A 13,274-nucleotide genomic window follows, 5' to 3' on the forward strand; every position below is an offset into this window, starting at 1 on the left:
TAATAATAAGTTGTTTAACTACTTAAAGTTTCAAATTTATGAAAAAAAAATGGATTCGGGACGCCATCCATAACGGCGTCAAAACTAAAATGTGGAAAATCATGAGACTTAGTATCTTTTTTTTGTTTTTAGGTCTTACCCAGGTATGGGCTGTTTCGGCTTACTCGCAGCGAACGCGGTTAACGCTAAAAATGGACAATGCAAAAATTATTGATGTACTGGATGAAATTGAAAACAACAGTGAATTCTATTTCCTGTTTAACCACAAAATGGTGAATGTTGAACGAAAAGTGAACATCAATGTAACAGAGAAAACCATCGACAATATTTTAGGTGATCTTTTCTCGGAAACCGATGTGAATTATCTTATCAAAGACCGCCAAATTGTACTTACCACATTCCAGGGCGAAAGTTTCTCAGATCAGGCAAAAACCGTAAGCGGGAAAGTTACTGATCCGCAAATGTTTCCACTTCCGGGGGTTACCGTATTTTTAAAAGGAACTTCGAAAGGAACAGTCACCGACGTTGACGGTGTTTATACACTTACAAATGTACCCGATAATGCTGTCCTTCTATTTTCCTTTGTAGGAATGAAATCAAAGGAGATTGCAATTAACGGACAAAGCCGGATCGATGTAGTTCTTGAAGAAGAAACCATTGGTATTGACGAAGTTGTTGCAATTGGTTACGGTACACAAAAGAAAGTGAATATGACCGGGGCAATTACTGCTGTAAAAATGGAGGAATTAAGTAATATTTCTACTACAAATGTTTCCAATACGCTGGCAGGGCGTGCTCCGGGGGTAAACATCACCGGAAACTCCGGTTTAATGGGTGCAACTTCCGACATACGTATCCGGGGAGGTTTTGGTGAACCGCTTTTTGTTATTGACGGAATTGTTCGCGACAAGGAAGCTTTTGATGCACTTGAAGTAAATGAAATTGATCAGTTGAGTTTTCTTAAGGACGCCGCAACCGCATCCATTTACGGTTCGCAGGCAGGCAACGGTGTTGTTTTGGTCGTAACCAAAAGCGGAACAAAACAAAAACCAATGTTCAATTACCAGAGTTCTTATACTTTTATGACTCCTACCCAGGAACTTTTCTCGGACAAAACAACTGCCATCGACGAGTTAATCTATCAAAACCGGGTAGCTGAATTTCAGGGACTTGCTATACCAAACGGAGATACAGAATTTGATTATTTCAAAGACAAAAACTATAATGTAAACGATTATATCTGGCAAACTCCCTGGAACCAGAAACATTCAATGAGTGTATCGGGAGGAAGCGATAAAGTTACTTATTACGCTTTGGGGAGTTATATTGGAGAAGAGGGTTCTTATAAAAATCTGGAAAACGACAAATTTAATTTACGCTCTAATGTAACCGCACTGATTACAGATAAAATCAAAATGAATGTGAATGTATCGGCCAACCTGCAAAACCAAAAACGTTTTTACTGGCCGTTCTCCGGTGATGACGAACAAACCATTGGCGACCTTTACCGATGTACATTCAACTGGCCCAAAACCTATCCGTTTTATTTGTATGAAGACGGAACTCCAGCCAACGAAGTAACAGATTTTCCGGTACAAACTCCAATGGGAAGCTGGCAGGCCTGGAACGTAATTGATCAGGTTATCGGTGACAGATATATCAGAACACGGAAAAGAGAAGTCAATGCCATTCTTTCTTTCGATATTGATTTAGGCGATTTGCTCCCCGGGCTTACTACAAAAGTGGTTGGAAACTACATTGGCAACGACTACATGCGGAAAAAATATTTAACCTACCAGCATAACTATGTCTGGGCCGCAGCAAATCCGGATGAAAACCGCTTTATTCCTGCTGCTCCGGACCCCAACAATATGAATACTTTTACTTTCTCACAAAACCAGGAATTTTTGAGTTATGACGTTCGCACCCTGTGGAGTGAACAGTTGAACTGGTTTTTAAACTACAAAAATTCATTTGGCAAACACGACATTGCTGCCACTGTTGTATGGGAACAAGCATCAAATGGAGGTGAATACGTCTATGCGAAAGGGGAAGATCCACTCACCAACTACGACCAAATGTTTGTTTATTCAACAGATGCGGAAAGAAGATGGGGTTCTGCCAGTGAAGTCACAGGAGGTCGTCTCTCATGGATAGGGCGTTTTAATTACACCTACGCTCAAAAATATATTGCAGAATTTTCCTTCCGTTACGACGGCAATACACTTTTTCCAAAGGAAAAACGCTGGGGCTTCTTCCCTTCAGTATCAGCAGCATGGAGAATTAGTGAAGAATCTTTCATGGACGATTTCTCCAGTTGGCTCGACAACCTGAAAATAAGGGCATCTTACGGTACAACCGGTAACGATTTGAACGTCAACAATAATGAAATTGCACCTTTCTCCTATATGTATGTTTACCAATCCGGAAGTTCCTATATTTGGGGCGACAATCTAAATCTGGGAATAGAACCGGGAGCAACTCCAAACCCGTATTTAACATGGGCAACCTCTACCACATATAATGCCGGAGTTGATTTTACAGTATTGAACAACAAATTATCAGGATCACTGGAAGCCTTCTACAAAAAAGAAGAAGACATTTTGGGCTCACGTATTGTAACCATACCAGATACTTACGGTCAGGATTTAGCTCCCGAAAATTATGCGGCGAGATCATGGCGTGGATTTGAATTAAACGCTATGTGGAGAGACAGAGCATTCGGAGGAGCGGTGGACTATACTGTGTACGGAAACATAGGCTTTTCAAAAGATCAGTGGGATGTACTTGACCAATCTGCTCTCTATTCTCCCGGAGGAAATCTTGAAGAATTTTCAGCCATTGGAAAACCACTAAACCGGCTTACCGGATATAAAACTCTTGGAATAATTCGTACGCAGGAACAACTGGACGACCTGCTGGCCAGCGGATTTACTCAGTTTGGACGAGATCCCTATCTCGGAGGATTATATTTTGAAGATATAAGAGGTGACGGCTATTCTGCCGGCCCTGATGGAAAAATCGACAGCAACGATATCCAGGTTTTATCGGATAATGGTGCACCAAGAATTAACTATGGCTTTGGCGGAAGTGTTACCTGGAAAGGAATCACAGTAGATGCACATTTTCAGGGCGTTGGAATGTATGACCGGATGGTCAGTAACCTTGGTGGTTACGAGGCAGGAATGGGTGGAATACGTCAGTATGGAGGGACTGTTAGACCTTACTACCCAATCTGGGCAAGTGATGTATGGACTCCGGATACCCCGGACGCTAAATATCCCCGGGTAGTTGGGAAAAGCTGGTATGAATCAGGAACAGGAAATCAGTCCTTCTGGATTAGAAACGGGGCATATCTTCGTTTAAAAAACCTGAACATTGGTTATGCTATTCCACAAAGCTGGATTTCCGGCTTCAAGATCAGTTCAGCTCAGGTATTCTTTAACGGAACCAACCTGTTTGTACTTTCTGCAATGACCGAATTCCATGATCCGGAACAGGATACTTACGACTCTTACCCGTTAATGAAATCATTTACTTTCGGTCTCGATATAAAATTCTAAAAACGATACTACGATGAAAAAATTAAAATATTTAATATTTAGCATTTTAACACTGTTTATAATAAGCAGTTGTGATACACTCGATATTGAAAACATATACGATTACAATGCGGACCTTGTGTGGGACGATGAGTCTCTGGTAGAAGCATATATGGCTAATGTTTACGCTGAAGTATTTGGAAACTGGTCATCTTCAGCCGATCAAAAAACACAACAATTAGCTGGCATTCACTTTTATCTTGACAGAATTACCATCACAAACAGCGAATACAAACTTTGGGATTATACTACCATTCGGCTAATTAATGAGGCCATTGTAAACGTTACAGACGGAAATCTGTCTCAGGAAGCAAAAGATAATGTTATAGGGCAGGCTAAATTCCTGCGCGCCTACGTTTACTTTAATATGGTTAAGTACCACGGTGGTATTCCGTATATAAAAATTCCGCAGGACAGAGAAGCTGACGATTTATATGTAGAAAGAAATTCAACCGGCGAATGTTTCGATTTTATAATCGAAGATTTAGACGATGCAATTGGTCTCCTTCCTGAACAAATTTCAAGTTCGTCAAGCGATTTTGGTAAAATTGACGGCTGTTTTGCCACCGCTTTTAAGGCAAAAGTTCTGCTTTACAAAGCATCTCCGCAATTTAACCCGGGCAACCCATGGGACAACAATTACTGGGATGAAGCTTATACAGCAAACGAAGCTGCTTATTCTAAACTTAAAAATCTGGGATACGCGCTCACTCAAAACTATGAAGATATCTTTTTGGTAGAACGGGGGCCTGAAGTAGTATTCTCTGTAATAAATACTTACCCCAACAAAACGGCCAGTTGGGATCATGGTGTTCGTCCGGGTTCTGAAAGCCGGGGAAATGCCAGCGCTTGTCCAACCTGGGAATTTGTTCAGGAATTTCCAATGAAAGACGGTAAATTATACAATGACCCTAGTGGCAAATACTATAAAACCGATGAAGAATTTCAGCAAAGTTATTGGGAAAACAGGGATCCACGATTCGACAAATCGATAGTGTGGAATGCTTCAATTTATGAAGTATCAAACAAATCTGGCAACCGTCAGTATACGTCACTCGGAATCGCAGATGTTTTAGACGATTTTGGAACAAATCCGGCGGCTAATACCAACTCAACAAACCTTGACCGCTACAGTGGATTTTTTATTCGCAAGGCCAGCGACCTCTCGTTGTTACAGTCTGAAGTTCAGCAATATGACATTGACTATATCGTTATGCGTTTTGCTGAAGTAATGTTAAACTATGCTGAAACAGCCAACGAAACAGGGCATCAGGATGTTGCCCTTGCAATTCTGAAAGAAATTCGCGAACGCGCAGGAATTGAAGCCGGAGACGACAGTAATTACGGAATTACTGCAACAACCACGGAAGAAATAAGGGAAGCAATACTTGCCGAAAGAAATATCGAATTTTGTTTTGAAGGAAGTTATTTCTGGGACTTGCGCCGTTTAAGAATGCTTGACCGCCTGGATGGGAAAACCAAACATGGAATTGAAGCTATCGCTATTAATGCTGACGACTCGGAAATGCCAATTGCCACGGCAAAGGCGCTCGCCGACAATAATGAACTCACCGAAGCTGATTTTAAATATATCACATGGCAAATACCTTTTACAGGGGTAAAGGTGACTTCACTCCCGGAAAAATACTATTTCTTTCCGATTCAACAGTCGGTTATCGATTTGAATAGTAATATCGAACAAAATGCGGAATGGGGAGGAACTTTTGAACCAACTCTATAGGTAGTTAAACAGCAAGGGAACTGACATACAAAATGATTCACCATTATTACAAGCAATGTCAGTTCCTATTTTACAATTGAAAGACTAAAATACAATGAGAAATTTTTGGAATTTCGTTCTGATTCTTACAGCTGCAACTGCATTTTCCTGTTCTTCCTCCGCTAAAAAGTCGGACAAACAGGAGGAGAGCGACATAATACAGATAGAACAAAAAACCGATGAAGAATGGGAGATGCTTTTTGATGGAAAAAGTATAGCCAAATGGGAAAAATTTAGTGGTGGCGAAGTGACCGGCTGGAAAATTATCGATGGAGAGTTACACAATTCAGGTGTAGGCTCCGACCATGGTGGAGACATCATTACAAAAAAAGAATATGAAAATTTTGAGCTTTTTGTGGAATGGAAGGTTTCACCTCAAAGCAATTCGGGAATTTTCTACCACGTTCAAAAAGGTGTCACCGAAAAAATTTACGAGTCGGGACCAGAATACCAGTTAATTGACGGAAAAGGCTGGCCAACTAAAATTGCCGACAACCAATATACTGCTTCCAACTATTCCATGCAGGCACCGGAAGGAGCAGAAGTAAAACCTGTTGAAGAATGGAACACAACACGAATTGTTGTTCAAAACCCACATGTTGAACACTGGCTAAATGGGAAAAAAGTAGTAGAATACGAGCTTTGGAGCGATGAATGGAAAGCACAAAAAGCAGCCGGAAAGTGGAAAGATGCAGAACATTACGGAATGGCTAAAAAAGGCCACATCGGGTTACAGGATCATGGCGGACTAACAATATTCCGTGTTATAAAAATAAAAGAGTTATAGTCTGGTTTTTTAAAAGTTAAGCAAGGGGTAATCTCAACAGAGGTTACTCCTTTTCTGTTTTAATAGAATCTTCCTCCGTGCCCGCGTCAGACCAACACGCTTAAAACGGGGATAAAACAACTTCAAATATCAAAATAAAACAGATAAATCTGTTGAAATCCATTATTCCAATTGTATTTTTGAGAAAAAATCAAACCATGGCAAAAAAGTTTTCGCTCGACAAAAAATACATTAAAATTCTTTTGCTCGAAGGCATACACAGTTCTTCGGTAGAAAGTTTAAAAGCTTCTGGTTATTCTAACGTGGAATACCTGAAAACAGCGCTTGATGAAGAGGAATTAATTCAGAAAATTAAGGATGTACACATGATTGGCATTCGCTCGAGAACCCAGCTTTCGGAAAAAATCCTAAAAAAAGCCAAAAAATTGTTTGCCATAGGTTGTTTTAGCATTGGTACAAACCAGGTAGATTTACACTCTGCCAAACAAATGGGAATTCCGGTTTTTAATGCACCATTTTCAAACACCCGTTCGGTCGCGGAATTGGTGATTGCCGAAGCTATTTTACTGATGCGCGGAATACCTTCAAAAAATGCTGCTGCACACCGGGGTGAATGGCAAAAAACAGCAAAAAATGCCTACGAAGTGCGTGATAAGAATCTGGGGATTGTAGGTTACGGACACATTGGTTCACAAGTTTCTATCTTGGCCGAATCACTGGGAATGAATGTGTATTATTACGACATTGAAAAAAAGCTGAGTCTTGGAAAAGCGGTAGCCTGCTCATCTTTAAACGAACTCCTGCGGATTTCGGATGTGGTCACTCTCCACGTTCCGCAAACCGAAAACACACGGAAAATGATTTCAACTGTCCAGATCGCAAAAATGAAAAAAGGAGCGCTGCTTATCAATGCTTCCCGCGGAACAGTTATTGACTACCCCGCGCTGGCGGAAGCGTTAAAATCAGGTCATCTTTCAGGGGCAGCCGCCGACGTTTTTCCAAAAGAACCGGCTTCGAACAACGAAAAATTTGTTTCTGAGTTACAGGAATTTGACAATGTAATTTTGACGCCACACATCGGGGGAAGTACCTCTGAAGCCCAGGAAAATATCGGGATGGAAGTAACCGAGAAACTGATTCGATACAGCGATAACGGCTCAACCATTGGCGCCGTAAACTTTCCGCAGGTTTCGCTGCTTCCAAACCGGGAAAAACAGCGCTTCCTGCATATTCACAAAAATGTACCCGGAATTCTAAAAGAAATAAACGATGTGTTCACCTCAAAAGAAATAAATATTGCCTCCCAATATCTACAAACCGATACCGACATTGGTTATGTAATTATCGATACGGAGAGTGAAATAAGTAATACCATTTTAAAAGAATTAAAAAAAATACCGAATACAATAAAAGCGAGGATGTTGTATTGATATCCATATTATATGGCCCAGGTTTCTGCGACACGTTAAATTGAACAAAACACTACCGTTATTCTTTCTATTATTAAATGCATTTAAACAATTTGACATGATTAAAAAAATTCTGTTAGCCATAAATTTTATAGTCCTTTGGGCAACGGTATATTCACAGGGTCCAACCACTTTACCCGGAGCAGACCCCGAACCCGTTGAACTTAACCTCCTGAATATCATTCTATTTATTGTGGTTCCGGTTTTAATGATTATTGTCTATATCGTTTATCAACAAAACAAGAGGAACAAGAAAAAAGAAGATAAATAGTATCCGCTGCATTTTTCCCTTTTTTGTAATTTTGGGCAAGAACCAGATCAGGGATTTAAATGTTAAATTAGAAAAATTTCCAAATGAAAAAAATATGCCTCTTTTTGTTCTCTTTTGTGTTTTTTGCACCCCTAATCGATGCACAGGAAAAATTTCCAAACACTATGTTTTACGATACCTCAGTTGGTTCTCCAAATGCAACATTAGATGATGTTGCCTGGGTTCAGGGACACTGGAAGGGAGAAGCGTTTGGCGGAATTGCGGAAGAAATATGGTCTCCCCCTCTTGGCGGTTCAATGATGTGTGTTTTCCGGCTGCTTGTAAACGATGAAGTGAATTTCTATGAAATTTGTACACTTGTTGAAGAAAAGGAAACACTTGTTCTTCGGTTAAAACACTTTCATTCCGATTTAAAAGCCTGGGAAGAAAAAAATGAAACCGTTGATTTTAAACTGGTAAAAGTTACTCCTGGCAAAGTTTTTTTTGATGGTTTTACTTTTGAACGAATTAGTGACAATGAAATAAACTTGTATGTGCTTATTGACAGCCATGGAGAAAAATCAGAAGTTAAATTCAATTATCACCGGGTTGTAAAATAAATTTTTTACTTTTAAATCTGAAATCAACAAAACTCTTTCTAACATTCAGACACAATGCCCGAAAAAACCATTTTTCTTCTCATTGGCCAAAAAGGAAGCGGCAAATCTTTTATTGGAAATCTGTTTGACAAGCATTTTTATATTCCTTTTATACGCGTGGAAGATTGGGCAAAAAATAGAATCAGGAAAAGGAAACCGGATGATGATGCTTATATTCAGGAAGTTTTTTTAGCTATTGAAAATGGCATTCGCAAAGAAATGCAGAAAAAACAAAAATTGGTATTTGAATCTCTTGGATTAAGTGCCGCTTTTGAAACCATGCTAAACAAATTAAAAAGTGATTTTGAGGTAATAACAATAAAAATTAAGGCTGATCCTCAAATTTGCCTGGCCAGAGTGAAAACCCGCGACCAATCCATTCACGTAAATATTTCCGACAAACAAGTGGAAAAAATTAACAAACAATTCCTGGCAACAAATTCAGACACTGATTTTGTTATTGAAAACAATTCAAAAAGTAGCTTTGAAATTATAAATGAAATTGAAACAATTTTGAATTCTTTGAACCAAAAAAAATAAAACCTAAAACCTGAACAGTTATGAAAATTACGTGGAGCAAAAATTTATTCTCGTGTACTTATAAACTTTTTGAGAGCGGAAAACCAATAGGATATCTTATAAACCGGACGTTTTCCAACACTTATGAAGCTACTATTTTAGGTGAAAAATATACATTTCTTTCACAAGGATTTTTTAAACAGAACACAAAAATTATTGATCGGGAAAAAAATACAGTTGTCGGAAAAATTGTATACAATACCTGGATGAACGGGGCAACCATTACTATAGACGATAACAAATTCCTATGGAAATTTGACAATATATGGAACACAAAATGGAGTCTGGTGAATAAACAGGGCGAACGAATAATTTTTCAGGGGTCTTCGGGTCACGGGAAAATAATATCTGAATTAGAAAATCCTTTATATTTGATGTGTGGCTTATATGTTACCAACTACAACTGGCAAACTGCTTCTATTGCAATTGCTGCTATGATACCCATTTGGATAACACTTTTTAGTTAAAAAATGATACAAAAACAATTTGCCGAAAAAGCGGTTGAAAAACTAAAAACCGATCCGCAGGTGTTAGGGCTTGCAGCCGGCGGTTCATACATCACCAACGAACTGGATGAATTTTCAGATTTGGATCTGGTTTTAATTACCAAAGAAAAAATTTCGGGGCAGAAGGAAAAGATGCTTGAATATGCTTCAAAAATGGGTCAGTTTATCGACGGATTTACAGGTGAACATGTTGGTGAACCACGGGTATTGATTTGCCTGTTTGACAATCCTCTTTTGCATGTGGATATTAAATTTGTTACCGCCGAGGAATTCAAAGAGCGCGTTGAAAACCCGGTCATACTCTGGGAAAGAGAGAATACTCTTTCCCAAATAATAAAAACCACAGAAGCCAGCTGGCCCAAACTCGATTTTCAGTGGATTGAAGATCGTTTCTGGATTTGGGTTCATTACATCACATTAAAAATTGGCCGGGGTGAATATTTTGAAGCACTCGATTCCATTTCTTATTTGAGAATGAATGTAATATCTCCTTTACTACAAATAAAAAATAACCAGCTCCCAAAAGGGATGCGAAAGGTTGAATTTAATTTTGAAAAAGCAGATTTTAACAACCTGAAAAAAACGGTTCCGGAATATGAAATTTCCTCAATAATACGTTCTTTGGAAAAAGAAATTGAACTTTACAACGAGCTTCGGAAAAAACTATATCCGGGAGATGTTGTTCTAAAAAATGAACTTCAAAAGAAGGTGATGGAATACTTCACAAAAATTAAAACAAAAGTGCAGGCGACCGATGAAAAATAAATCTGAAAGTGTTGATGATTATATTTCGGAATTTCCTGAAGATATTCAGAAAATACTAAAAAAACTGCGGAAAACAATCCTCGAAATTGCCCCGGAAGCAGAAGAAAGTATAAGCTACGGAATGCCGGCATACAAAACATCTGGCAAGCCGCTTGTTTATTTTGCGGGCTACAAAAAACATGTTAGGTTTTTATGCAACTCCAAGCGGACATGCAAAATTTGCCCGGGAACTTTCGCAGTACAAACAAGGAAAAGGTTCGGTGCAGTTTCCTTTAAATCGGCCAATACCATTTAATTTGATTACCAGAATAGTAAAGTTCAGAGTTGAAGAAAACAAAATCCGGTAAAGCTCGGTTATTACTTTTATGAATTCGGTTGAAAGCCCACTGGTTGATAAAGAATATCTCATGCAAAAGTATCCAGGCAAAGGCGGCTGGACTTATGCCGAAATTCCGGAAATACTACAAAACAAAAACAATCCGTTTGGCTGGGTAAAAGTAAAGGGTTCAATTGATGGCTTTGAACTGAAAAACTACAAACTTATGCCCATGGGAAACGGCAAACTTTTTTTACCGGTAAAAGCGCAAATCAGAAAAGAAATCAAAAAAAAAGCGGGTGATTTTGTGCATATCATTCTCTTTGCCGATGATCTTCCATATAAAATACCCCATGAGATTCAGGAATGTTTGCTGAATGAACCAAAAGAAATTGCAGAACGTTTTTTCAACTTTTCTGAAGGAGAACAAAAAGCCTACATCGACTGGATTTACGCTGCCAAAACCATAAAAACCAAAACACATCGAATTATTACCATGATGGAGCGTTTGCAGCAAAACCTGAAATTTTATGATTAAAACTTAATAAACTACTCCACCTGAATGCTTTCTGTTTCAATTTTATTATATCTGTTCCGGTATTCAACAGGTGTTATTCCAGTAATCTTCTTAAAAGTTGTTCGAAAAGCTTTTGTATCCGTGTACCCCACTTCAAACATCACCTCATTGATATTTTTGCGGCTGGTTTCTATATTTCGCTTGGCGGCTTCAATCTTCACACGCTGAATATATTCGTGCACCGAATTATTTGTCGCCTTTTTAAATCTCCGCTCAAGACTTCGACGGCCAACAGCTAATTTTTCAGCAAGTTCTTCAACCGTGATTTTCTCTTCAATATTTCTCTCAATAAATTCCTGTGCTTTTTTAATGTCCTCGTCGTTGTGCTGTTTCTGGCCTTTAAACATGGCAAAAAACGACTGGCTGCTCCGACCGATTTCAATGGCAAAATATTTTGAAATCAGCAGTGCCGTTTCACGATTGGTATATTTCTCCACCAAATGCAATAAAAGATTCCAGTAAGAATTTGCGCCTCCACTGGTATAAATTCCGCTCTCCTCGGTAATAATACTCCCGGGTTGCACATTGACATGAGGAAACATTTTACTAAAGTCATCTATAAATCCCCAATGTGTTGAACATTTTTTGCCCTTAAGCAACCCTGTTGACGCCAGTAAAAATGCTCCTACGCACAACGAAGCGACTTCGGCTCCCGATTTGTATTGTTTTACAATCCACGAAATAAAATTTTTATTTGATTCCAAAGCCTCATCCATGTTGCCAAACAAAGCAGGAATGATAATTAAATCTGTTTTGTCAACCTCATCAATCAATTTATCAGGATGGATGCTGTAGCGTCCTTTATTTAACCGAACACCGTTGGATACTCCAACCAACTGAACATCAAACATCGAAGGTTTTCCTTTTACATTTAAAAAATAGTTTACGGTTTCAAAACAATATTGCGGATCAGCAATAGACTGAATGACTGTATTTTCAGTTACTAAAATTGATATTTTTTTCATTTCAAAGCATTAAAAGACTAAATTGTCGTAATTTACCTAAAATTTGTCGTTTTTACACATCAATAAATTTTTTGAACGAAAGTAATTTTGTTTTAATAAAAGAGAAACGACGAATAGAACAAAAATAACAATGCAAAAAAAAGAAAAAACATTCATTACTGTTTCAACAAAAATCGAAGCACCTGTTCAGAAAGTATGGGATTTATGGACGCAGCCAAATCACATTATTAACTGGAATTTTGCATCAGATGACTGGCACTGTCCCTGGGCAAAAAATGACATTCGCGAAGGAGGAAAATTTATTTGGCGGATGGAAGCAAAGGACGGAACCTTTGGATTCGATTTTAGTGGCGGGTATGATCTCATTAAAGAAAATGAACAGATTGAAGAAACGCTCGATGACGAACGTAAGGTAAAAATAACTTTTAGGGAAGAAGGTGACCAAACCTATGTTACCGAGGTTTTTGAAGCCGAAACACAAAATCCGCTTGAAATGCAAAAAGCAGGTTGGCAGGCAATTCTGGACAATTTCAAAAAACATGCAGAAGCCAATGCAAAATTTGAAAGAGTACATTTTGAAATTGAAATTGAGGCAAATCCGGAAAAAGTATACACTACAATGCTCGATAAAAAATACTGGAAAGACTGGACTTACATTTTTAATCCAACTTCTGATTTTTTGGGATCCTGGGAAAAAGGTGAAAAAATCGTTTTCTTCGGAACAGGAGAAGATGGAAAAACAGGCGGGATGGTAGGTATAATTGAAGATAACATTTCCAATCAACTAGTAAATATTTGTTACGTCGGTATTATAAAAGACGGAAAAGAAATCACTGAAGGTCCCGAAGTAGACAAATGGGCTGGCGGCCATGAAATCTACACTTTTGAAGACAAAAATGGAAACACACTGTTAAAAGTGGATTTTGACTCTACTTCGGATTTCAAAAAATATTTTACGGAAACTTACCCCAAAGCGTTGGAGCAGTTAAAAACAATATGCGAACAATAAAATTATTCAC

13 protein-coding genes are annotated in these 13,274 nt (G+C 38.5%); 12 read left to right on the forward strand and 1 reads right to left on the reverse strand.

The features are described 5' to 3' along the window. Nucleotides 1–38 precede the first annotated feature (38 nt). The 11 genes from GM418_RS00740 (at nucleotide 39) to GM418_RS00790 (ending at nucleotide 11,251) form a co-directional block, all read left to right on the forward strand. Nucleotides 39–3,563 (forward strand): TonB-dependent receptor, encoded by a 3,525-nt coding sequence (locus tag GM418_RS00740; protein ID WP_217447671.1) that lies wholly within the window; start codon nucleotides 39–41, stop codon nucleotides 3,561–3,563. 13 nt (nucleotides 3,564–3,576) lie between these two features. Beyond that, on the forward strand, nucleotides 3,577–5,343 hold the full coding sequence (locus GM418_RS00745; RefSeq protein ID WP_158862199.1) for a RagB/SusD family nutrient uptake outer membrane protein: 1,767 nt from the start codon (nucleotides 3,577–3,579) through the stop codon (nucleotides 5,341–5,343). Nucleotides 5,344–5,437: 94 nt separating this feature from the next. Then, complete coding sequence (locus GM418_RS00750) at nucleotides 5,438–6,169, forward strand: 3-keto-disaccharide hydrolase (protein WP_158862201.1); 732 nt, start codon at nucleotides 5,438–5,440, stop codon at nucleotides 6,167–6,169. A 197-nt stretch (nucleotides 6,170–6,366) separates the two neighbouring features. Further along, a complete protein-coding gene (serA, locus tag GM418_RS00755) occupies nucleotides 6,367–7,599 on the forward strand; it encodes a phosphoglycerate dehydrogenase (RefSeq protein ID WP_158862203.1) in 1,233 nt (410 codons plus the stop codon). Nucleotides 7,600–7,696: 97 nt separating this feature from the next. Next, complete coding sequence (locus tag GM418_RS00760) at nucleotides 7,697–7,909, forward strand: hypothetical protein (RefSeq protein ID WP_158862205.1); 213 nt, start codon at nucleotides 7,697–7,699, stop codon at nucleotides 7,907–7,909. Between the two features lie 83 nt (nucleotides 7,910–7,992). Then, nucleotides 7,993–8,508, forward strand: coding sequence for a DUF6265 family protein (locus GM418_RS00765; RefSeq protein WP_217447672.1), 516 nt, complete (start codon nucleotides 7,993–7,995; stop codon nucleotides 8,506–8,508). 54 nt (nucleotides 8,509–8,562) lie between these two features. After that, nucleotides 8,563–9,087, forward strand: a complete 525-nt coding sequence (locus GM418_RS00770; protein WP_158862207.1) for a shikimate kinase — start codon at nucleotides 8,563–8,565, stop codon at nucleotides 9,085–9,087. 20 nt (nucleotides 9,088–9,107) lie between these two features. Continuing rightward, nucleotides 9,108–9,593, forward strand: a complete 486-nt coding sequence (locus GM418_RS00775) for a hypothetical protein (RefSeq protein WP_158862209.1) — start codon at nucleotides 9,108–9,110, stop codon at nucleotides 9,591–9,593. Nucleotides 9,594–9,596: 3 nt separating this feature from the next. After that, nucleotides 9,597–10,397, forward strand: a complete 801-nt coding sequence (locus tag GM418_RS00780) for a nucleotidyltransferase domain-containing protein (protein ID WP_158862211.1) — start codon at nucleotides 9,597–9,599, stop codon at nucleotides 10,395–10,397. Beyond that, nucleotides 10,387–10,692 (forward strand): iron chaperone, encoded by a 306-nt coding sequence (locus GM418_RS00785; protein WP_158862213.1) that lies wholly within the window; start codon nucleotides 10,387–10,389, stop codon nucleotides 10,690–10,692. Before GM418_RS00780 ends, GM418_RS00785 begins: the two co-directional genes overlap by 11 nt. A 112-nt stretch (nucleotides 10,693–10,804) precedes the next feature. After that, nucleotides 10,805–11,251 (forward strand): YdeI/OmpD-associated family protein, encoded by a 447-nt coding sequence (locus GM418_RS00790; protein WP_217447673.1) that lies wholly within the window; start codon nucleotides 10,805–10,807, stop codon nucleotides 11,249–11,251. A gap of 11 nt (nucleotides 11,252–11,262) precedes the next feature. On the opposite strand, the gene GM418_RS00795 is transcribed toward GM418_RS00790, so the two are convergent. Beyond that, on the reverse strand, nucleotides 11,263–12,255 hold the full coding sequence (locus GM418_RS00795; RefSeq protein ID WP_158862217.1) for a GlxA family transcriptional regulator: 993 nt from the start codon (nucleotides 12,253–12,255) through the stop codon (nucleotides 11,263–11,265). A 130-nt stretch (nucleotides 12,256–12,385) separates the two neighbouring features. Between GM418_RS00795 and GM418_RS00800 the strand changes: the two genes are divergently transcribed. Next, entirely contained in the window at nucleotides 12,386–13,264 is an 879-nt protein-coding gene (locus GM418_RS00800; protein ID WP_158862219.1) for an SRPBCC domain-containing protein, read from the forward strand. Nucleotides 13,265–13,274 lie beyond the last annotated feature (10 nt).

It is taken from the genome of Maribellus comscasis, assembly GCF_009762775.1.
GTDB lineage: Bacteria > Bacteroidota > Bacteroidia > Bacteroidales > Prolixibacteraceae > Draconibacterium > Draconibacterium comscasis.